16 protein-coding genes are annotated in these 22,194 nt (G+C 63.7%); 12 read left to right on the top strand and 4 right to left on the bottom strand.

Annotated elements, in window-relative coordinates; translation table 11 throughout:
- Position 1: 1 nt before the first annotated feature.
- Both EB231_RS18010 and EB231_RS18005 read right to left on the bottom strand, forming a co-directional pair.
- Positions 2–1,435: a UbiA family prenyltransferase gene (locus EB231_RS18010; protein WP_172350052.1), complete on the bottom strand. Its 1,434-nt coding sequence runs from the start codon at positions 1,433–1,435 to the stop codon at positions 2–4.
- A 226-nt stretch (positions 1,436–1,661) separates the two neighbouring features.
- Positions 1,662–1,925: a hypothetical protein gene (locus tag EB231_RS18005; protein ID WP_032930670.1), complete on the bottom strand. Its 264-nt coding sequence runs from the start codon at positions 1,923–1,925 to the stop codon at positions 1,662–1,664.
- A 228-nt stretch (positions 1,926–2,153) separates the two neighbouring features.
- Between EB231_RS18005 and EB231_RS18000 the strand changes: the two genes are divergently transcribed.
- On the top strand, positions 2,154–2,993 hold the full coding sequence (locus EB231_RS18000) for an AraC family transcriptional regulator (RefSeq protein ID WP_246740673.1): 840 nt from the start codon (positions 2,154–2,156) through the stop codon (positions 2,991–2,993).
- 124 nt (positions 2,994–3,117) lie between these two features.
- Complete coding sequence (locus EB231_RS17995) at positions 3,118–4,038, top strand: NAD(P)H-binding protein (protein WP_172352950.1); 921 nt, start codon at positions 3,118–3,120, stop codon at positions 4,036–4,038.
- A gap of 76 nt (positions 4,039–4,114) precedes the next feature.
- Here EB231_RS17995 and EB231_RS17990 read toward each other — a convergent pair whose 3' ends face one another.
- Complete coding sequence (locus tag EB231_RS17990; protein WP_172352949.1) at positions 4,115–6,604, bottom strand: mechanosensitive ion channel family protein; 2,490 nt, start codon at positions 6,602–6,604, stop codon at positions 4,115–4,117.
- Positions 6,605–6,809: 205 nt separating this feature from the next.
- Between EB231_RS17990 and EB231_RS17985 the strand changes: the two genes are divergently transcribed.
- The 5 genes from EB231_RS17985 to EB231_RS17965 all read left to right on the top strand — a co-directional run bounded on the left by EB231_RS17985 (position 6,810) and on the right by EB231_RS17965 (position 13,602).
- Complete coding sequence (locus EB231_RS17985; protein WP_172350051.1) at positions 6,810–8,069, top strand: sarcosine oxidase subunit beta; 1,260 nt, start codon at positions 6,810–6,812, stop codon at positions 8,067–8,069.
- Between the two features lie 10 nt (positions 8,070–8,079).
- On the top strand, positions 8,080–8,376 hold the full coding sequence (locus tag EB231_RS17980) for a sarcosine oxidase subunit delta (RefSeq protein WP_056572614.1): 297 nt from the start codon (positions 8,080–8,082) through the stop codon (positions 8,374–8,376).
- Complete coding sequence (locus tag EB231_RS17975; RefSeq protein WP_172350050.1) at positions 8,373–11,366, top strand: sarcosine oxidase subunit alpha; 2,994 nt, start codon at positions 8,373–8,375, stop codon at positions 11,364–11,366. Before EB231_RS17980 ends, EB231_RS17975 begins: the two co-directional genes overlap by 4 nt.
- Complete coding sequence (locus tag EB231_RS17970) at positions 11,359–11,946, top strand: sarcosine oxidase subunit gamma (RefSeq protein ID WP_172350049.1); 588 nt, start codon at positions 11,359–11,361, stop codon at positions 11,944–11,946. Before EB231_RS17975 ends, EB231_RS17970 begins: the two co-directional genes overlap by 8 nt.
- Before the next feature lie 213 nt (positions 11,947–12,159).
- Positions 12,160–13,602: an MFS transporter gene (locus tag EB231_RS17965; protein WP_172350048.1), complete on the top strand. Its 1,443-nt coding sequence runs from the start codon at positions 12,160–12,162 to the stop codon at positions 13,600–13,602.
- A 74-nt stretch (positions 13,603–13,676) separates the two neighbouring features.
- Here the strand turns inward: EB231_RS17965 and EB231_RS17960 are convergent, their stop codons facing one another.
- Positions 13,677–14,381, bottom strand: coding sequence for a nitroreductase (locus EB231_RS17960; RefSeq protein WP_056573483.1), 705 nt, complete (start codon positions 14,379–14,381; stop codon positions 13,677–13,679).
- A gap of 180 nt (positions 14,382–14,561) precedes the next feature.
- Here EB231_RS17960 and EB231_RS17955 point away from each other — a divergent pair, with 180 nt between their 5' ends.
- From EB231_RS17955 to EB231_RS17935, 5 genes are read left to right on the top strand one after another with little or no spacing between them, the layout of a single operon-like run.
- Positions 14,562–15,149, top strand: coding sequence for a helix-turn-helix domain-containing protein (locus tag EB231_RS17955; protein WP_244494098.1), 588 nt, complete (start codon positions 14,562–14,564; stop codon positions 15,147–15,149).
- 21 nt (positions 15,150–15,170) lie between these two features.
- Positions 15,171–17,624, top strand: a complete 2,454-nt coding sequence (locus tag EB231_RS17950; protein ID WP_172350047.1) for a GcvT family protein — start codon at positions 15,171–15,173, stop codon at positions 17,622–17,624.
- Positions 17,621–18,526, top strand: a complete 906-nt coding sequence (locus tag EB231_RS17945; protein WP_172350046.1) for a homocysteine S-methyltransferase family protein — start codon at positions 17,621–17,623, stop codon at positions 18,524–18,526. Before EB231_RS17950 ends, EB231_RS17945 begins: the two co-directional genes overlap by 4 nt.
- Positions 18,519–19,700 (top strand): pyridoxal phosphate-dependent aminotransferase, encoded by a 1,182-nt coding sequence (locus EB231_RS17940; RefSeq protein ID WP_172350045.1) that lies wholly within the window; start codon positions 18,519–18,521, stop codon positions 19,698–19,700. The genes EB231_RS17945 and EB231_RS17940 overlap by 8 nt, the downstream gene beginning before the upstream one ends.
- On the top strand, positions 19,697–22,159 hold the full coding sequence (locus tag EB231_RS17935) for a GcvT family protein (RefSeq protein ID WP_172350044.1): 2,463 nt from the start codon (positions 19,697–19,699) through the stop codon (positions 22,157–22,159). Before EB231_RS17940 ends, EB231_RS17935 begins: the two co-directional genes overlap by 4 nt.
- Positions 22,160–22,194 lie beyond the last annotated feature (35 nt).

The raw sequence follows: 22,194 nt of genomic DNA, 5'->3' as shown, positions 1-22,194 counted from the left end.
CCTACCAGCCCCCGATGACCAGCAGCACCGCGCCGATCAGCACCACGATCTGGCTGCGCCAGTCACGGATGATGAAGACGACCGGGTCGTCATGCATTTCGTCACGGCGCGCCAGGATCCAGACGCGCATGGTGAGGTAAAGCACGATCGGCGGCAGCGGCCAGATCAGCCATGGATGCGGGTAGAGCTCGCGCACCGCGACACTGTCCATGTAGAGCGCCAGCACCAGCGCCGAAGAAAAGGCCGATGCCATGCCGGCCTGGGCGACGATCTCCTGGTCTTCGGTGCGATAGCCACGGCCGGCGATGCGCTCACCAGGTGGAATGGCGGTGGTGCGCAGTTCGACAAAGCGCTTCACCAGCGCCAGCGACAGGAAGAAGAAGATCGAGAAGGCGAGCAGCCAGAAAGAGACGTCGACACCGGTCGCGGCGGCACCGGCGAGCACGCGGATGGTGTAGAGGCCGGCAAGCGTCAGCACGTCGACCAGCAGCATGCGCTTGAACGACAGCGAATAAGCCGTGGTGACGACCATGTAGCCGCCGAGGACGGCCAGGAATTCAGGCGCCAGGAACAGCCCGGTGCCGACGCCGACCGCCAGCAGCACCGCGATCGCGCCAAGGCCGAACGGGATCGACAGCGCGCCGCTGGCGAACGGCCTGTTGCGCTTGGTGGCGTGTTTGCGGTCGAGCGCGAGGTCGAAGAAATCGTTGAGGATATAGATAGCCGAGGCCACCGCGCTGAACGAGATGAAGGCCAGTACGCATTGCCAGATCATGTTGGTGTTGAAATACTCGTGCGACAGCACCATCGGCACGGCGATCAGTGAGTTCTTCAGCCACTGATGCACGCGCAACATCTTGATGATGGTCCGCAAGGTCGGCTTGGGCGCCGGCATGGTTTCGGCGCCATTCGCCGCCTGCCAGCGTGCGGCGTGGCGGTCGGGCGCGACGACGATTGCATTGCGCGCGGCATCGAAGACCTGGAGATCGTGGCGGCTGTTGCCGGCATAGTCGAAGCCGCCATCGCCGTAGGCCGCGACCAGCGAGGCGCGCTTCTTGCCCGAGGTAAGATTGTCGAAACCATCGGTCGCCAGCACACGGTCGAAAATGCCGAGATGGGCCGATATGGCGTCGGCGAACTTGCGCGGCGTGCCGGTCGCCAGCACGATCTTGCGTCCCTCGGCATGTTCAGTGCGAAGCCGGTCGAGCAGCGGCGCGCGATAGGGCAGCGACGCGGGATCGATGTCGATGCGCCGCGCGATCGCCTGCTTCAGCCGCGCCGGCCCGCCGGCCGCCCAGAAAGGCACCAGGAAAACATAGAGAGGATTCTTCTTGAGGAGGAGGAACAGGCCTTCCCACAACAGGTCGGTAGCGATCAGCGTGCCGTCGAGATCGACCGCAAGCGGTATTGCGTTCCTGTCCGACCGCGCATCCATGCCCGTCCTGCCTTGCCAGCGTATGATCCGGAAAACCGGAATCCCGTTGCGCGCCGCTTTTCGGCGTCTTGATGCTGGTATAGCGGGGGATGACGTAGCGAACGTTAAAACGCCTGGTTGCAGGCGGCTGCCGCACCGGTATTTCCGGCATCATTGTTAAACAACGGCTACTGGAAACGATAAAAGGCCGGGCAAATACCCGGCCTTTCCAATGATACCGCCAGAATTACTTGATGCGCGCGACGCCGCCGGAAATTTCGACGGTTTCCGAACCGGTCAGGGCTTCGAGGTCACCGTTCGGCAAGGTGACGAAGCAGCCGTTCTGGCAGAATTCAACGGTTTCACCGCCGGCCAGAGCAAGGTCGGTCTTGCTGCCGCCCTCCGTCACGACCAGCGTACGGGTCTCGGCGTCCTTGTTGACCGCGCTGGCGGCATGAGCCGAGCCGCTCACGGCGAGCAAGGCGACGGCAGCGACGAGAGACTTCCACATGGTGCAATATCGGTGTTCCCACCGCCTCTGTTGCATTTCGCAAGGCATTTTCGCCCTTTGCTTGCAAGCTTATATGAGATGGAAGCTGAACCGCAACTGAATGCCGTATTCATGCCGCAATTGGTTTTGGCATTCTCCAATGCCGGTTGCCCGGCACACGCCTGGGCCCTGTTAATTTACCCGACCGGCACAATATGATGCCGAAGGCGGCAACCGCGAAGAAAGACAATGCCCGGCACCGAGACAATGCACCGCAATTGGCTGGAAACGATCGGCGTTGGAGTTGAGACGCGAAGGATTGCCGCTGGACTGACCCATTATGTGCCTGCATCCATCAACCATCGGCTTGGAATCCACGTCGGGGCGCCGGTCAACGCGTCGTGCCACTGCGATGGAAAACATCACCGGCGGGTCCAGTCGGACGGCGACATCGATATTGTACCCGCAGGGCTCGACGGCGACTGGAAAGACGACGCGGATTGCACCATCCTGCGGCTGTGGGTCAGCCCGGCGCTGGTTCGGCGCGCGGCCGAGGATCTCGAGATCGATCCGGACAGGATCGTCGTCCATCCCCAGTTCCAACGTCGCGATCCGAGGATCGAACATATCGCCCATGCGCTGGCGACTGGTCTCAGCCCGGACGTGCCATCCGACCGGCTGTATTTCGAAAGCCTGGCCAAGGCATTGGCGATACAGATCATCCAGGGTGCTGCGTCGAAGTCGGACGTTCCAGCCAGGCAAACGCTTTCCTTCCGCCAGAAGCGCAGGCTGGCCGATTTCATCGAAGCCAACCTCGCTCAGGACCTTTCACTGGACGAGCTGGCGCAGGTGGCTGCCATCAGCGTCTCGCATCTGAAAGTGCTGTTTCGCCGTACATTCGGCATGCCGCCTCATCAATATGTTATCCATCGGCGGGTTGAGCGCGCCAAGGCGTTGCTGCACCAGGGAAAAATGCCGCTCAGCCAGATCGCGCTGGAAGCAGGGTTCGCGCATCAGAGCCACATGGCTCAAAGCATGAAGCGCATCCTCGGCGCCACGCCTGGCGCACTAATCCGTATGCGCCGATAGCAGGCGATCCGGCATTTTCGCCGTCTGCGGCTTCGAGTCCAATCATCCGTTTTTGTCTTCCGCCGTCCATATCTGGGCGACCTCGGCCCACCAATCCGGCATTCCTGACATCCCATTGGCCAGAATGAAGGATACGGGCATGTTTGTTGTGTTGGGCGCTGCCGGGAAGATCGGACGGGCGACGGTTGGCGCACTTCGTCGACATGGCGTTCCGGTAAGGACCGTGGTGCGAAACCCGTCGCATGCCGACGAATTCCGCGGGCTCGGTTGCGACGCGGAAATCGCCGATCTGCGCGATGCGCCGGCTTTGGCCCGGGCAACAAGGGGCGCGACAGCGGTGCAAGTCATCTGCCCAACTGGCGTCCGCGCCGACAGTGCGGCAGCCGAGATGGAATCCACCATCCGGTCCATCATGGATGCACTCGATCAGACCAGGCCGGAAAGCATCCTGGCGATCTCGGATTATGGGGCCCAGCTTGCCGCCGGCACCGGCATCACGCTGACCTTCCATCATCTGGAATCGCGGTTGAAAAAGATGCCGGCGGCGCTGACGGTGCTGCGCTCGGCCGAGCACATGCAGAACTGGAGCCGCCTGGTTGGCAGGGCAATCGAGACTGGCGTGCTGCCGAGCCTGCATCATCCCCTGTCCAAATCCTTCCCGACCGTCTCGGCCGGCGATGTCGGCCTGATGGCGGCCGATCTGCTTCTTTCGCCGGGCGGCGAAACGTTGCGTGTGGTCCATGCCGAAGGGCCTGATCGTTACAGCGCAAGCGATGTGGCGCGGACACTTGGTGAGATTGCCGGCGGCGAGATTGTCGCTCGCGAATTGCCGAGACAGGACTGGATTCCCGCCCTCGTCGGCGGCGGCATCGGTACGAGCTACGCCGAACTGGTCGCCGCGATGTTCGACGCCCACAATGCCGGCCGCATAGATGTGGAACACGGCGTCGGTGAGATCAGGCGCGGCAAGACCGATCTGCGCACGGCACTGTCGGCGCTGGTCCCAACCGTGAGCAGGCCTCGAGCAAGTCCAGGAAAAGTGTGAACGGTTTTCCGTCGGAGTTGCGTTAAAACAAAGAGTTAGAGCGGTTGGCCGCGTTTCCGGGAAACGGTGAAATGCGCTAGTCGGGATCGGGCTTGCGCAGCTTGCGCCCTGATTTGGCCAGCTTTTTCGCTTCCGCCGCCGCTTCTGCCTTGGCCAGCTCCTGTTCGGCAAAGTCGGCCTCGATCTTGTCGTCGTCGGTAGGCCAGGCCGTGGCATGCTTGGGCTCGACGACAGCGCGGGGCGTCGACGGTATCTCGATATGCTGGTCGTCGAATTTTTCGAGAACGGTGAAGCGGATGTCGTTTTGCACCGCGCTGCCGTTCATAATATCGGCCAGGAACACGCGGATCTCGAATTCCAGCGCGGCGGCGCCGAAATTGGAAAACAGCACGAAGGGCTCGGGGTTCTTCAGCACCAGCGGATGGCTGCGCGCGATTTCCAGCAGGATGGCATGCACCTGCCTGACGTCGCTGCCATAGGCGACGCCGACCTTGATCTCGACACGGCCGAGCTTGTTGCGGTGCGTCCAGTTGCCGACGGCGTTGTTAATCAGGTTTGAGTTGGGCAGGATCACCGACTGCCGCTGGAAAGTCTCGATCTCGGTGGCGCGCACGCTGATCTTCCTGACCGTGCCGCTGACGTCGCCGGCGACGATCCAGTCGCCGACCTTGAACGGCCGCTCGGCCAGAAGGATCAGGCCGGAGACGAAATTCGACACCACATTCTGCAAGCCAAAACCGATACCGAGGGAGAGCGCGCCGGCAACCAGTGCCAAGCTGGAGAGGTCGATGCCGGCGGCCGAGATGCCAACGAGCGCCGCCAGCGCGACACCGGCATAGCCGACCGCCAGCCGGATCGAGTTTCGCACCCCGGTATCGACCTTGCCGCGCGCCATGACGGAACCGTCGAGCCAGCCCTGGAACCAGCGCGTCAGGAAATAGCCGATGACGAACACGACGATGCCCGAAAGAATGCCGGTGACCGAAATCGTCACCGACCCGATATTGATCCCAGTCGCCAGCTTGTAGCCCCAAGCCTGGATGTCGCCGGGCTGGAAGCCCCACATCAGCAGGATCAGCGGCAAGAAAACCAGCACGATCAACAAATTGATGGCTACACTGACGACAAGGCCGAGCTGGTCGAGTGCAGTGTCCTCGTAGCTGGAATTGGTCGACAGCCAGCGCCCGACAGTCGTGTTGGCGAACGCCCCCTCCTCGCCGATCGCCTGCGCCGAGAGGAAGCCGATATAGGCGGTGATCAGCGCCGTGCCGGTGACCACGACCTGCAGCGAGACGAACAGCGCAAGGCCGATGAAGCCGAGCAAGGCGGCGGTAATGGTGAACAGGCCAAGCGCCAGTGCCAGGTAGCGCAGCCATGCGGGCCACGGTCGCCAGCTTCCGTCACGCGCCTTGAACGGCCGCAGCATCGCCATGAGGATCAGGATGATGCCGACGACAATGGTGGCGACGAAACTGCGCGCGATGGTCAGCGACAGCGGCGATCCCATCTTGTCGTTGATAATAGACAGGAATGTGTTGGCGCTGATGACCACGGCCATGGCGGTCGCCAGGCGCACCAGCCAGCGCGCCGGCCCGGTTTCGACCGGGATGAGACGCCAGTTCGGCAGCCGCGGAGACAGTGCCGCGTTGGTCAGCCGGTTGACGCAGAACACCACCCCGATGGCGGTCGCCAGTGCATTGAGGAAGAGGCCAATGTCGCCACGCAACACATTGTAATAATTGAAGAAGAAGATGGTCGAGCCGAGAAAGGCGCCGACCGCCAGCGTCGGCAGCAAGGTAGACCAGAAGGCCACCGACAAGCGGCTGAGATAGGACGGGTCTTCGTTGGAAGGGTCTGCCTCGAACACGCGCCCGAACAGGCGCCTGCCGCCGACCAGCAGCACCAGCGCCAGCCCGAGCGCCACGAAGGTTGCCGCCAGAATGGCCTGGAACTTGAACTTGAAAGCGAAGCTCAGCCAGGACGACACCGCCTTGTAGAAATTGGCGTATTCGTCCTGCGCGTCGGAAAACACCTGCGGGCTCAGTGCGTCCGACAGGACGTAGCGCTTGGTCAAAAGGTTGCGGAACAGCTCGCTGCGCATATTGCCGATCTTGTCGATCAGCCCGCTGATACGGATCGACAGGTTCTGCGCGCTCGCGACGACCGCGTTGATCTCGGCCTTTTCCGACTCCAGTGCCTGGCGCTCGCCGGTCACGATGTCGGGCTCTTGCGGCTGGCCGGCGGCCGGCGGCGGGCCCAGCACCTCGATGCGATTGTTGATATCGGTCAGTCGCGGACGGAACGCCAGCGCACTGGTTAATGCCGCCCGCGACAAATCCTCCAGTTGCAGGCGGATATCCACGAGCGAGGAATCGTCGTCACTGTCCTGCTGTATTTTCTTCTCGAGATCGTCGGTCTTGGCCGTCAGGCCCTGGATGACCTTCTGCTGATCGGTGATCAATCCGGCGGAGCCTTGACCAAGCGCCTGAGCCATGGCCTCGAACGAAGGCGGCGCCGAAATAACCAGCGCGAGGATCAGAATGAGGCGGAGCAATCTCAAAAGCATGACGTATTGGCGACTCATGGGCGGCAAAGGCATTCAAAAGCCTGTCCTTGATAAAGACGGCCATATCTTGGGGCAAGCCGTCGCATCCGATCGCGTTCGGATCGCGATCCGAGCGTCGGCCAGTCGAAAGGCAATGGCGCAATATTGGCTTTGCGGATACAGCCTGCTCTATAGTCTGCCGCATCGCCCGAACCGGATGACAATGATGGCAGAGTACTCGGCCTTTTCGCTGCTCGCGAACGCGCTCAAGGGAAACAAGGACTGGAAGCCGGCCTGGCGCAAGCCCGACCCGAAGGCTTCCTATGATGTCATCATCATCGGTGGCGGCGGCCATGGGCTCGCGACCGCTTACTATCTGGCCAAGGAACACGGCATCACCAATGTCGCCGTACTCGAGAAGGGTTGGCTCGGCTCCGGCAATGTCGGCCGCAACACGACGGCCGTGCGCTCGAACTACCTGCTGCCCGCCAACACCCGCTTCTACGAACATTCGATGAAGCTGTGGGAGGGCTTGTCGCACGAGCTCAACTACAACGTCATGTTCTCGCAGCGCGGTTGCCTGAACCTGGCGCACACCCCTGCCCAGTTCGACGACTATGCAAGGCGCGGCAACGCCATGCGACATCTCGGCGTCGACGCCGAACTGATGACGCCTGCCGAAATCAAGCGCCTGATCCCGGCACTCGACATTTCCAGCGATGCACGATTTCCGGTGGTCGGAGGCTTGATGCAGCGACGCGCCGGCACCGCCCGTCACGACGCGGTGGCCTGGGGCTATGCGCGCGGCGCCGACCGGCGCGGCGTCGACATCATCGAGAATTGTGAGGTCACCGGCTTCCTGCGCGATGGCGACCGCATCACCGGCGTCACCACGTCGCGCGGCGATATCAGGGCCAAAAAGGTGGCGGTCGCGGTGGCCGGCAGCACCGGGCGCGTCATGCGGTTGGCCGGCATCGAGACGATGCCGATCGAAAGCCATGTGCTGCAGGCCTTCGTGACGGAATCGCTGAAGCCCTTCATCGACACGGTCGTGACCTTCGGCATGGGTCATTTCTACATGTCGCAGTCCGACAAGGGCGGCCTGGTCTATGGCGGCGATATCGACGGCTACAACAGCTACGCCCAGCGCGGCAACCTGCCCATCGTCGACGAGGTGATGAGCGAGATGCTGGCGCTGTTCCCGGGCCTTGCGCGTGTACGCATGCTGCGCTCCTGGGGTGGCGTATGCGACATGTCGATGGATGGCTCGCCGATCATCACCACGGGCCCCCTGCCCGGCATGTATCTCAACTGCGGCTGGTGCTATGGCGGCTTCAAGGCGACGCCGGCTTCCGGGTGGACCTTCGCCTGGACCATCGCCAAGGATGAGCCGCACGATTTCAACGCGCCGTTCACCCTCGACCGCTTCCACCGCGGCCTCGTCATCGACGACAAGGGCCAGGGTGCGAACCCGCGGCTCCATTAGGAAACATCCTGTGCTCATCACTTGCCCCTATTGCGGCCCGCGCGACGTCATCGAGTTCACCTATCAAGGTGACGGCAACCGCGAGCGCCCCGACCCCGCCTCGCAGAACTTCGAGGCATGGAACGCCTATGTCTACGACCGGCTGAACCCGGCCGGCGACCACAATGAGATCTGGCAGCATTCCGGCGGCTGCCGCGCGCATCTCAGGGTCGTGCGCAACACGCTGACGCATGAGATTTCGAGCGTTGCCTTCGTGCGCGGCGACCATGTCTCGACCGCGCGCCGCAAGGCGGAGGACAAGGCATGAGTCCGCGCCGCACCGACACTGGCGGCCGCGTCGACCGGCTGAAGACGATCCGTTTCACCTTCGACGGCGTCGCCTACACCGGCCATGCCGGCGACACGCTGGCGTCCGCGCTGCTGGCCAAGGGCATCACGCTTTTCGGGCGCTCGTTCAAGTACCACCGCCCGCGCGGCCTGCTGACTGCTGGTGTGGAGGAACCCAACGCGCTGGTGACAGTGCTGAAGGGCGAGGTGCGCGAACCCAACATCCCGGCGACCATGGTCGAGATCCACGACGGGCTTGTGGCGATCAGCCAGAACCGCTTCCCCTCGCTGGCCTGGGACGTCAATGCCGTCAACCAGCTCGGCGGCAAGATCCTGTCCGCCGGCTTCTACTACAAGACCTTCATGGGACCGGTGATCGGTCCGCTCAAGGGTACGCGTTTCTGGATGTTCTGCGAGCATTTCATCCGCCGCGCCGCCGGTCTCGGCAGCGCCGGATCGGCGAAGGATCCGGCTCGCTATGAGCGCATGAACGCCTTCTGCGACGTGATGGTGGTCGGTTCCGGCCCCGCCGGCCTGATGGCCGCCAAGGCCGCCGCCGATCAGGGGGCACGCGTCATGCTGGCCGATCTCGAGCCGCGTTTCGGCGGCTCGACCAACTGGTCCGAGGAAACCATCGATGGCGCGCCGGCCGCCGATTGGGCCCGCCGCACCGTCACTCAGCTCGAAGGCCGCGACAATGTCCGGCTTTTGCCGCGCACCACGGTCTGGGGCTACTACGACAACAACACGCTGGCCGCGCTCGAGCGGGTGAGCGACCACAAGGAACAGCCCGCCAAGGGCGAGCCGCGCCATCGTTATTGGGCAATCCGTGCCAAATCCGTGGTGCTGGCAACCGGCGCTTTCGAACGGCCGCTAGTCTTCCCGGGTAACGACAGGCCGGGCGTGATGCTGGCCCATGCCGCCGAGCGCTACGCCAACGAGTTCGGCGTGCTGCCAGGCGAGAGAATCGCCCTGTTCACCAACAATGACAGCGCCTATCGCGCGGCCATCGCCCTGAAAAAGGCGGGTTCGGCAATCGTCGCCATCGTCGACGTCCGGTCCGAGCTTTCGGCCGAGATGCGCAAGCTGGCCACCGAGGCCGAAGCCGAGATCTTTGCCGGCCACGCCGTCGTCGCCACCGAGGGCGGCAAGGCGCTTTCCGGCTTCAAGGTTCAGCGTTTCGACATGGTCACCGGGGCGCTCACCGGTGATGAGCGAAGCATCCATGCCGACTGCCTGCTGATGTCGGGCGGCTGGTCGCCGACCATCCATCTGGCCAGCCAGGCCGGCGCCAAAGCGGAATGGAATGCCGCCCGGCAGGCTTTCCTGCCACCGACGCCGACACAGAAATGGATCGGGGCCGGCGCTTTCACAGGCAGTTTTTCGACGGCCGAGGCGATCGCCGAAGGCCGCGCCGCCGGTCTTGCCGCCGCGGGTGGAACAGGCACGCCCGCGGCATTGCCGACTGTGGAAGCTGTGGGCGGCGACCCCGATCCGGCGCCCGTCTTCGAGATCAGGGCCAAGGGCAAGAGCTTCGTCGACTTCCAGCATGACGTGACGGCTGAGGATGTACGGCTGGCCCACCGCGAAGGCTTCGTCTCGGTCGAGCACCTGAAGCGCTACACCACGCTTGGCATGGCGACCGACCAGGGCAAGAGCTCCAACATTCCCGGCCTTGCCATCATGGCCGAGGCGCTGGGCAAGCCGATCCCGGAAGTCGGCACGACACGCTTCCGGCCGCCCTTCGCGCCGGTGTCGATCGGCTCGCTCGCGGCCGAGCGCTTCGGCGACCTGAAGCCTGAGCGGCTGACGCCGATGCATGACTGGCACCTCGACAATGGCGCGACCATGTACTCCGCCGGCCTCTGGTACCGGCCGATGATCTACGGGCTTTCAGGCGAAACGGTCGAGCAGGCCTATGTGCGCGAGGCCAGGGCGACGCGCGAAAGCGCTGGCATCGTCGATGTCTCGACACTAGGCAAGATCGCCGTGCAGGGCCCCGACGCCGCCGCCTTCCTCGACCGCGTGTACACCAACATGTTTTCGACGCTCGCCGTTGGCAAGGCGCGCTACGGGCTGATGCTGCGCGAGGACGGCTTTGCCTTCGACGACGGCACCACCTGGCGGCTCGGCGAACAGGATTTCCTGATGACCACCACGACGGCCAATGCCGGCAAGGTGATGCAGCATCTGGAATATTTCCTCGACGTGATCTGGCCGGAGCTGAAAGTCCATGTCACTTCGGTGACCGACGAATGGGCGGGTGCCGCGATCGGCGGACCGAAGGCCAGGCAGATCCTGGCCTCCTGTGTCACCGGCACCGCCGTCGACAATGCGACCCTGCCCTTCATGGGCATCGTGCGCGGCGAGATAGCAGGCGTTCCGGTGATGATTTGTCGACTGTCTTTCTCCGGCGAGATGGCCTTCGAGGTCTATTGTGGTGCCGGCCATGGCACGCATGTCTGGCAAGCGCTGATCGACGCCGGCAAGCCGTTCGGGCTGGTCACCTACGGGCTCGAGGCGCTGGGCACGATGCGCATCGAGAAAGGCCATGTCACCGGCGCCGAGATCGACGGTCGCACCACGGCGCGCGACCTGCATCTCGACTGGATGCTGTCGAAGAAGAAGCCGTTCATCGGCTCGGCCATGATGGACCGCGAAGGCCTGATCGCGTCCGACCGCCTGGAACTGGTCGGCCTGATCGCGCTCGACAACCGGCCGCTCAATGGCGGCGCGCACATTGTCGAGACGTTGGACGAGGCCAATCCACACGGCTCGATCGGCCACATCACCGCCTGCTGCTATTCGCCGGCGCTCGGCAAGCATATCGCACTGGCGCTGGTCGAGGGCGGCAAGGCGCGGCACGGCACGCGTGCCCATGTCTCCGATCCCTTGCGCAACCGCTTCGGGCCGGTCGAGATCGTCTCCAACCATTTCTACGATCCGGAAGGGACCCGCATGCATGGTTGAGCGCCAATCCCCCCTCGAGCCGGAATTCCATGTCGGCTCGCATGGTAATTTCGAACACGGCGTCGAGATCCTCCTGACCGAAACGCGGCCGGGTTCGATCGTGCAGCTCGCCGCCTGGCCTGGGGAGGAGAAGAAGTTGATCGCGGCCATCCGCGCCGTCACCGGGCTTGCGCTGCCCGATGGCGCCGGCGGTGGCCTGAGCGAGGGCACGAAATCTGTGTTCGGCTTCGCACCGGGAAAATTCACCGTGGCCGACGAAGCCGAAGGGTTGGTCGCTTCCTTTGCCAAGGCGGTGACGCCGGCCATCGGCACGGTGACGGACCTGTCGCATGGCCGCACCGCCATCCGCATCGCCGGACCGAAAGCGGAGTGGGTGCTGGCGAAATTCTTCGCCATCGACTTCGCGCTGCCGGCCTTCCCCATCGGCGCGGGCCGCTCGACCACCCATCACGACGTCTTCGCCCAGATCCAGCGCACCGGTGCCGACCAGTTCGACATCTATGTCTTCCGCTCCTTCGCGCGTTCTTTCTGGAAGGCGCTTTGCCATGCCAGCGAGGAGGTCGGCTACGAAGTACAATAGCCGGTGGCGACGTATGGTCGCTCGCCCGTTGCTTCTGGCCTCCCCGTTGCTTCTGGCCTCCCCGTTGCTTCTGGCCTCAATGCCGGCCGGTTCTGTCGCTAGAGAATCCTGCCGCGGGCGCCCATGATGGAGTCACGTGGCCGCCCAAACGGTCCAAGGGGTAGAAAAATCCCGTCTTAAGAGTCGGCGCATTCGTTTGGTTCGAACATCCCCATGACCGCAGAAATATCCGCCGGCGCCACGGATCGCGCCGAGGTGTCGGCCAGAGCCTTGCTTCTGCTGCCGCTGACGGTCGCCTGCGGCGTGTTCATGACCAGCCTCGACCAGAATGTCGTGGTGACGGCGCTGCCCGGCATCGGCGAAAGCCTGGCTCGACCGCCCAGCCAGCTCGGCCTCTTGATCACCGTCTATGTCGCCAGCCTGATCATCTCGATGCCGCTCGGCGGCTGGGCGGCCGACCGTTTCGGCCTGCGCAATGTCTACTGCTTTGCCTTGCTGGTGTTCGCCACCTCCTCGGCGCTCTGCGGCCTGTCGAACGACATCTGGACGCTGGTCGGCGCTCGCGCGCTGCAGGGATTTGGCGGCGCGCTGATGGGCACGCTCGGCCAGGTCGTCATCCTGTCGAGCTTTCCGCGCAACCGGACGCTGAAGATCAACATGTATATCTCCGTGGCCAGCCAGACCGGTCCGCTGGTCGGGCCGCTCGTCGGCGGCGCGCTGACCACCTACATTTCCTGGCGCTGGATCTTCTTCATCAATGTGCCGTTCGCGCTGGCGGCGGCAATCCTTGCCGCCTCGCTGTTCCCGACAGTGACCAAGCCGGTGCGCACGCGCTTCGATTTTCCAGGCTTCCTGCTGGTCGGCAGCGGCATGATCCTGCTTGTCTTCGGCATGGACTCGCTTGCCGCCAAGGATGCCGCCGGCGGCATGATTGCCGGTGAACTGGCGCTGGCGGTCGTCATCCTGTCGATTGCCTCGCTCTACTGCCTGCGCGTGGCCAATCCCCTGCTCGACCTCAAGCTGCTGCGCATCCGCACCTTCCGCATCTCGTTCCTCACCGGCGGCGGGCTGGACACGATCGGGCTCAGTTCCGTCGCCTTCCTGCTGCCGCTGATGTTCCAGCTCGGCTTCGGCATGAGCGCGGTGCAGGCGGGATCGCTGACCTTCGTTGCCGCGCTCGGCTCGGTGGTCATGCGTTTCTTCATGCCACGCGTTCTCAACAGGTTCGGGTTTCGCCGCGTACTGGTCTTCAACACGCCTGTTGTGGCAGCGATGGTCGCGGGCTTCGCCTTGATGCAGGCCACGACGCCGGTCTGGATCGTGCTTGGCTACATCTTTGTTTTCGGCGTCTTCCGCTCCATCCAGTGGGCCTCGACCGGAAACCTCGCCTATTCCGACATCGCCCCCGAACAGCTTGCCCGCTTCAGCGCCCTCTATTACATCCTCTGGCAGCTGGCGGTGGCCATCAGCGTCGGCCTTTCGGCGGCGATGCTGTCGTTCCTGGCCGGCGGCGGCCCGGCCGTGACCAATGATTTCCGGATCCTGTTCGCGATCGAAGGCGTCATCACGCTCTGCGCGCTGCTCGCCTACCTCAAGCTGACGCCACAGGACGGCGCCCATGTCAGCGGCCACGGCATGCAGATGAACACGGAATAATGCATGTTGCCCAAAAGTGTGCAGCGGTTTTGGGACAACGACATGCATAAGAGAAAAGTCAACCGCTGGCGCGGCTACTCGCTGAACGTCACCCACTCTTCCAGCGGCACACGGTCGGTACGAAAGGCGTTTTCGGGCTTGGACGTGTCTTCATAGCCAAGCGCCATGCCGCAGACGACGATCTCCTCGTCGGGAATGTTGAGCACCGGGCGGATCTGCCTGTGATAGGGCGCGAATGCGGCTTGCGGGCACGTGTGCAGGCCCCTGCCCCGCGCCGCGACCATGATGTTCTGCAGGAACATGCCGTAGTCGATCCACGAGCCCTGGTTGAGCCGGCGATCGATGGTGAAGATCATGCCTACCGGAGCGTCGAAGAAAACGAAGTTGCGGTCATGCTGGGCGCGCATCTTGTCCACCTCCCGGCGGCCGATCCCGAGCGCACCGTAGAGGCCGAAACCGTTCGCCCGGCGGCGGGTAAGATACGGCTCGAAGAACTGGGTGGGATAGTAGCGATACTCGTCCCAGTCGGCCTTTTCGGCTCGGATACCGGAATTCAGGATGGCATCGGAGATCTGTTGCTTGGTCTCGCCCTTGGTGACGTAGACCCGCCACGGCTGCATGTTGGTGCCGGACGGCGCGCGCGCCGCGACCGCCAGAATGTCCCGGATGGTGTCGTCGTCGATCATGTCGGGCAGGAATGCGCGCACAGAACGGCGCGACATGATCGCCTCGTCGACGATCTCGGCATCACCCGCGATTCGAGCCTTCTTTTCCAGCATGGGCCGTCCCTTAGCCTTTTTGTCGATCGGACGTCCCCACTCGCCGCTCGCGGCGGAGCCTTTGCATGAACCGCCAAAATCCTGCAAGCAAATCTTGAGCATTGGTGAAAATCCACTTGATTTTTTCATAAGCTTGATTTCTCATGAAATTCTGAATGAAATTTTCACGAAGAGAGCGTTTTGCCCTCCACCACCGCACGAACATTGCAGGGACCCGACGAACGCGTTCTGGCCGGCGATATCAGGGCGCTGCGTCGCGCGCGCGGGCTGACCCTGGCGGAGATCGCGCTGAAACTTGGCCGCTCGGTCGGCTGGGTCAGCCAGGTCGAGCGCGGCCTATCGACGCCGTCGCTGAGCGATCTCAGGGCCTTCGCTGAGCTGTTCGGCGTGCCGATCAGCCTGTTCTTCAGCCACGACGTGCCTGTCGAGAGCGAACGCGGCGTGGTGGTGCGCGCCGGCAGGCGCCGCACGCTTGGCACCAGCGAGACCGGCCTGGTGGAAGAACTCCTATCGCCCGATCTCGGTGGCAGCTTCGAGATGGTGCGCTCGATCTTCGCGGCAGGCGCGGAGATGAAGACCGAGCAACTGCGGCCGACCGAGGAAGCCGGCTATATCGCCTCGGGTATTTTCGAAATCGAGATAGCGGGCGTCTGGCACCGGCTCGGCGAAGGCGATTCCTTCCGCTTCGAAGGCAAGCCCTATCGCTGGCGCAATCCAGGCACCGAGCCCGCGGTGATCATCTGGGTGGTTTCGCCACCCGTATACTAAGTTCAGTTTGGGAGAAGAAACATGGCGGGTTTGCCGAGCACGGCGCGCGTGGTGATCATCGGAGGTGGTGTTGTCGGCACCTCCTCGCTCTATCATCTCGCCAAGGCGGGTTGGACCGACTGCGTGCTTCTGGAGAAGAACGAACTGACCTCGGGCTCCACCTGGCATGCCGCCGGCAATGTGCCGACCTTCTCCTCGTCCTGGTCGCTGATGAACATGCAGCGCTATTCGACCGAGCTTTACCGGGGCCTGGCCGACGCTGTCGACTATCCCATGAACTATCACGTCACCGGTTCTCTGCGTCTCGCCCATTCGAAAGAGCGCATGCAGGAGTTCCAGCGCGCCAAGGGCATGGGCCGCTACCAGGGCATGGACATCGACGTGGTCGGTGTCGACGAGATCAAGCGCCGTTACCCCTTCATCGAGACGCACGATCTGGAAGGCGCGCTCTACGACCCGAGCGACGGCGACATCGACCCGGCGCAGTTGACCCAAGCGTTGGCCAAGGGCTCGCGCGACATGGGCGCCAAGATCATCCGCTTCTGCCCCGTCACCGGCGTGCGCCGCGAGAAGGATGAATGGGTGGTCGCCACGCCGCAAGGCGAGATCCGCTGCGAGATCGTCGTCAATGCCGCCGGCTATCGCGCCGCTGAAGTGGGCCGGATGTTCGGCCGCGAGGTGCCGATGATGGTGATGAGCCACCAATACATCCTGTTCGAGGAAATCCCCGAACTCGCCGCATGGTCGAAGGAACAGGGCAAGAAGCTGCCGCTGCTGCGCGATGTCGACACTTCCTATTATCTGCGTCAGGAAAAGGCCGGCATGAATCTCGGCCCCTATGAGCGCAATTGCCGCGCGCATTGGGCCACCCCTGGCGATCCCATGCCGGAGGATTTTTCCTTCCAGCTCTTCCCCGACGATCTCGACCGGCTGGAACACTATCTGGCCGATGCCGTCGCGCGCGTGCCGATCCTCGGCACAGCCGGCCTGTCCAAGGTTATCAACGGACCTATCCCCTATGCACCGGACGGCAATCCGCTGATCGGGCCGATGCCCGGCGTGCCCAATGCCTTCGAGGCTTGCGTCTTCACCTTCGGCATCGCCCAGGGCGGTGGCGCCGGCAAGGTGCTGGCCGAATGGGTCACGCAAGGCCAGACGGAATGGGACATGTGGTCTTGCGATCCGCGTCGCTTCACCTCTTTCGCCGCCGCACCCGACTACTGCGTCGCCAAGGGCCTGGAAATCTACGGCAATGAATATGCCATCCAGTTCCCGCGCCATGCCTGGCCGGAAGGGCGTGACAGGAAACTGTCGCCGATCCACGACCGCATCAAGGCGTTCGGCGGTCGTTTCGACGCCTATAATGGCTGGGAGCGCGCCACCTGGTACGCGAAGGACGGCGACGACATCTCCGAGGAAGCCACGCTGACCTTCCGTCGCGACGGGCCCTGGCAGCATCGCGTGCGCGAGGAATGCCTGGCGGTGCGCGACGCCGCCGGCATCCTCGACCTGCCGGGTTTCTCACGCTTCAACCTCGAAGGTCCGGGCGCCGCCGAATGGCTGAGCCTGCAGGTCACCGGACTGGTGCCGAAGCCCGGCCGCATCGGCCTCGTCTATTTCGCCGACGACAAGGGCCGCATCGTCACAGAAATGTCCGTCGTGCGCCACGACGAGAATGTGATGACGCTGATCACCGCCGCGGTCGCGCAATGGCATGATTTCGAGTGGTTGAAATCGCGCATGCCCAAGGACTCGCCATTCAAGCTGATCGACCGGACCGAGGAATTCTCCACTCAAATCCTGGCCGGCCCCAATTCGCGAAAAATCCTCGCCGAAGTCTGCGACGCCGACCTTACGCTGCCGTGGCTGACGCATCAGGAAACGAAGATCGCCGGCCGCTGGGCCAAGCTCGTGCGTGTTTCCTTCGCCGGCGAACTCGGCTGGGAAATCCACACCAGGGTCGACGACACAGCCGCCATCTTCGATGCCGTTTGTGCGGCAGGACAACAGCATGGCCTGAAGCCGTTCGGCATGTATGCGCTGGATTCACTGCGGCTCGAAAAGGGCTACCGCACCTGGAAAGGCGATCTCTCGACCGACTATTCCATCCTGCAGGGCGGGCTTGAGCGCTTCGTCAAATGGGAAAAGCCCGACTTCCGTGGCAAAGCCGCGCTGCAGAACGAGAAGCAGCAAGGCGTGAAGAAGCGCTTCGTCACACTGGTCGTTGAAAACCCCGGCGATTGCGACGCACCCTACATGTCGACGCTGTGGCATAACGGCCAGATCGTCGGCGAGACCACGTCAGGCGGCTGGGGCCATCGCATCGACCAGTCGATCGCGCTCGGCATGTTGCGCGTCGATTTGACCGAACCCGGCACATCAGTCGAGGTCGAAATCTTTGGCGACCGCTTCAAGGCGGTGGTGCAGAAGGACGAGCCGCTCTGGGATCCCAGGAACGAGAGGCTGCGCGCATGAAGAAAGTCATCCTCACCGACGGTGGCATGGGTCAGGAACTGGTCCGGCGCAGCAAATCCGAGCCGACGCCGCTGTGGTCGGCCAGGGTGCTGATCGATGAACCCGATCTGGTGCGCGACCTGCATGCCGAATTCATCCGCGCCGGCGCCCGCGTCATCACCATCAACACCTATTCGGCGACACCCGAACGCCTGGCGCGCGAGGGTGCCGAGGACCTGTTCAAGCCGCTGCAGAAGCGTGGCATCGAGCTTGCGAGGCAAGCCCGCGACGAGGCCGGCGACACAGCGATCGCCGGCTGCCTGTCGCCGCTTTTCGGCAGCTACGCACCGGCGCTGACCATTTCCTACCAGGAGACGCTCGACATCTACCGCCGCATCGTTGCCGAGCAGGCGGATGGCGTCGATCTCTTCCTCTGCGAGACCATGGCCTCGGCCGATGAGGCGCGCGCGGCCGTCACCGCGGCCGCTGAGAGCGGCAAGCCGATCTGGGTGTCGTGGACGCTCGCCGATCACGGCGCGCCGCGGCTGCGCAGCGGCGAAACAATCACCGCCGCGGCCAGCGCGCTTGATGGCTTGCCGATAGCGGCGCGGCTGCTCAATTGCTGCCGGCCGGAAGCGATCGCCGCCGCCTTGCCTGAACTGATCGATCTTGGCGGCCCGGTCGGCGCCTATGCCAATGGCTTCACCTCCACGGAGGCGCTCAAGCACGGCGGCACCGTCGATGTGCTGCATGCCCGCCACGACCTCGGCCCGGACGCCTATGCCGAGCAGGCGATCGGCTGGGTGGAGGCAGGTGCTGACATCGTCGGCGGCTGCTGCGAAGTCGGACCGCCGCACATTGCCGCGCTACGCGACCGTCTGCAGCAGGATGGTTACGAAATTTCGGGAGTTTTGCATGCCTAGACCATCGTCGCGCATTTCCGGCATTGTCCCGTCGGGCAAGGATGGCTGGGAAGTCCATTCCGCCGCCTGGGCCCGCAAGGAAGCGGGCGAGGACATCATCATGTTGTCGGTCGGCGACCATGATTTCGACACGCCTTCCCAAACGATCGAGGCTTGCGTCGCCGCAGTCCGCGGCAGCAATCACCACTACACGCCGCTGCCCGGCCTGCCGCGCCTGCGCCAGGCGATGGCGGCAGCCTCCAGCGCCTGCACCGGCGTCGAGACGACGCCGGATCAGGTGATTGCCACGCCGGGCGGCCAGGCGGCCCTTTACGCGTCCGTGCAGGCCGTGCTCGACCAGGGCGACCACGCCATCGTCGTTGCTCCCTACTACGCCACCTACCCCAACACGTTCAGCGCCGCCGGTGCCAGTTTCACCGTCGTCGAGACGCCGGCCGAGGATGGTTTCCAGCCGCACGCCGACATGATCCGCGCGGCACTCAAGCCCAACACGCGTGCCATCCTGATCAACACGCCGAACAACCCCACCGGTGCGGTCTATTCGCGAGAGCGGCTCGAACAGCTGGCCGAAATCTGCAGGGAGCACGACCTCTGGCTGCTGTCGGACGAGGTCTACTGGACGCTGGGCGGCGGCGAGCACATCTCGCCGCGCTCATTGCCCGGCATGGCCGAACGCACGCTGGTCATCAATTCCATGTCCAAGAGCCATGGCATGACCGGCTGGCGCATGGGCTGGCTGACCGGTCCTGAAGCGATGATCACACTGCTCATCAATCTCAATCTGGTGACGACCTACGGCCTCCCGGCCTTCATTTCGGTCGCTTGCGCCGAGGCGCTGGAGAACCATTACGGCGTAAAAGACATCGCCGAGCGCTACGCGGCGCGCCGTACCGTCCTCCTCGATGCCGTGCGCGGCATGAACGACGTCAGCGTGCGCGGCTCCGAAGGCGGCATGTATGTCATGCTCGACATATCCGCGGTCGAACCTGACGACGAGAAATTCGCCTTCGCCTTCCTCGACAAGGAGAAGGTCGGCGTGATGCCGGGGTCCAGCTTCGGCGAAGCCGCTGCCGGCCACATCCGCATCAGCCTCTGCCAGCCGGAGCCCGTGCTGCAAGAAGCAGCGGCCCGGCTACGCCGTTTTGCTTCCACTTATCGCCGCGAGGCCGCATGACCAAGACCATTCCCACCAAGGCCATTCCCACCAAAGCAAGGGCGGTGATCATCGGCGGTGGCGTTTCCGGCTGTTCGGTCGCCTATCACCTGGCCAAGCTCGGCTGGACCGACATCGTGCTTCTGGAGCGCAAGCAGCTGACCTCGGGCACGACATGGCACGCCGCCGGCCTGATCGGCCAGTTGCGCGGTTCGCAGAACATGACGCGGCTGGCGAAATATTCGGCCGACCTCTACGTCAAGCTGGAAGCCGAGACTGAAGTCGGCACCGGCATGCGCCAGGTCGGCTCGATCACCGTGGCGCTGACCGAGGAGCGCAAGCACGAGATCTACCGGCAGGCGTCTCTCGCCCGTGCCTTCGATGTCGATGTGCGCGAGATTTCCCCCAACGAGGTCAAAGAGATGTACCCGCATCTCAACGTGTCCGACGTCGTCGGCGCCGTGCACCTGCCGCTCGACGGCCAGTGCGACCCCGCCAACATCGCCATGGCGCTGGCCAAGGGCGCGCGCCAGCGCGGCGCCACCATCGCCGAGAATGTGAAGGTCACCAAGGTCCACACCAAGGCCGGCCGCGTCACTGGCGTGTCGTGGGCGCAAGGTGAGGACCAAGGCACCATCGAGGCTGACATCGTCGTCAACTGCGCTGGCATGTGGGCCCGAGAACTCGGGCGTCAGAACGGCATCACCATCCCGCTGCACGCCTGTGAGCATTTCTATCTCGTCACCGAGCCGATCCCAGGCCTCTCCCGCCTGCCGGTGCTGCGCGTCCCCGATGAGTGCGCTTACTACAAGGAAGATGCCGGCAAGATGATGCTCGGCGCCTTCGAGCCGGTGGCCAAGCCATGGGGCATGGACGGCATCCGCGAGGATTTCTGCTTCGACCAGTTGCCCGAGGACATGGACCATTTCGAGCCGATCCTCGAAATGGGCGTCAACCGCATGCCGATGCTGGCGACCGCCGGCATCCACACCTTCTTCAACGGCCCCGAGAGTTTTACCCCGGACGACCGCTATTATCTCGGCGAGGCGCCGGAACTGCGGGGCTACTGGATGGCGACCGGCTACAATTCGATCGGCATCGTCTCTTCCGGCGGCGCCGGCATGGCGCTGGCGCAGTGGATCAACGATGGCGAAGCGCCCTTCGACCTGTGGGAAGTCGACATCCGCCGCGCCCAGCCCTTCCAGAAGAACCGCCGCTACCTCAAGGAGCGCGTCTCAGAAACACTCGGCCTGCTCTATGCCGACCATTTCCCCTACCGGCAGATGGCGACATCGCGAAATGTCAGGCGCTCGCCCCTGCATGAGCATCTGAAAGCGCGGGGTGCCGTGTTCGGCGAAGTCGCCGGCTGGGAGCGCGCCAACTGGTTCGCCCGCGAAGGCCAGGAGCGCGAATACCGCTATTCCTGGAAGCGGCAGAACTGGTTCGACAACCAGCGCGACGAGCATCTGGCGATCCGCAACAAGGTCGGGCTGTTCGACATGACCTCGTTCGGCAAGATCCGTGTCGAGGGCCGCGATGCCTGTGCCTTCCTGCAAAAACTGTGCGCCAACGACATGGACGTGGCGCCGGGCAAGATCGTCTACACGCAAATGCTCAACCAGCGCGGCGGCATAGAGAGCGATCTCACCGTGTCCAGGCTCTCGGAAACGGCCTATTTCCTCGTCGTGCCGGGTGCCACGCTGCAGCGCGATCTGGCCTGGTTGCGCAAACACCTGGCCGACGAGTTCGTCGTCATCACGGATGTGACCGCTGCAGAAAGCGTGCTCTGCCTGATGGGCCCGGATGCGCGAAAGCTGATCCAGAAAGTCAGCCCCAACGATTTCTCCAACGAGAACAATCCGTTCGGCACGTTCCAGGAGATCGAGATCGGCATGGGCCTCGCCCGCGCCCACCGCGTCACCTATGTCGGCGAACTCGGCTGGGAACTCTATGTCTCGACCGACCAGGCGGCCCATGTCTTCGAGGCAATCAACGAGGTCGGCGCCGATGTCGGCCTGAAGCTCTGCGGCCTGCATACGCTGGATTCCTGCCGCATCGAAAAAGCCTTCCGGCATTTCGGCCACGACATCACCGACGAGGACAATGTGCTGGAAGCAGGTCTCGGTTTCGCGGTGAAGACGGCCAAGGGCGAGTTCATCGGCCGCGATGCCGTCCTGAAGAAGAAGGAGGCCGGATTGAACCGCCGGCTCGTGCAGTTCCGCCTGAAGGACCCGCAACCCCTGCTCTTCCACAACGAAGCGATCCTGCGCGACGGCAAGATCGTCGGCCCAATCACGTCAGGCAATTACGGCCATCATCTCGGTGGCGCCATCGGGCTGGGCTATGTGCCCTGCCCAGGCGAAAGCGAGGCGGATGTGCTGGCTTCGACCTACGAGATCGAGATCGCCGGCGAGCGGTTTGCGGCCGAAGCGTCGCTGAAGCCGATGTATGACCCGAAGGCGGAACGGGTGAAGATGTGATCTCTTCCTTCGCCCCTTAAACGGGGCGAAGGAAG

The sequence above is a fragment of the Mesorhizobium sp. NZP2298 genome, assembly GCF_013170825.1.
In the GTDB taxonomy this organism is placed as follows: domain Bacteria; phylum Pseudomonadota; class Alphaproteobacteria; order Rhizobiales; family Rhizobiaceae; genus Mesorhizobium.
The sequence above is the reverse complement of the archived record's forward strand: the minus strand, read 5'-3'. Positions and strand labels throughout refer to the sequence as shown.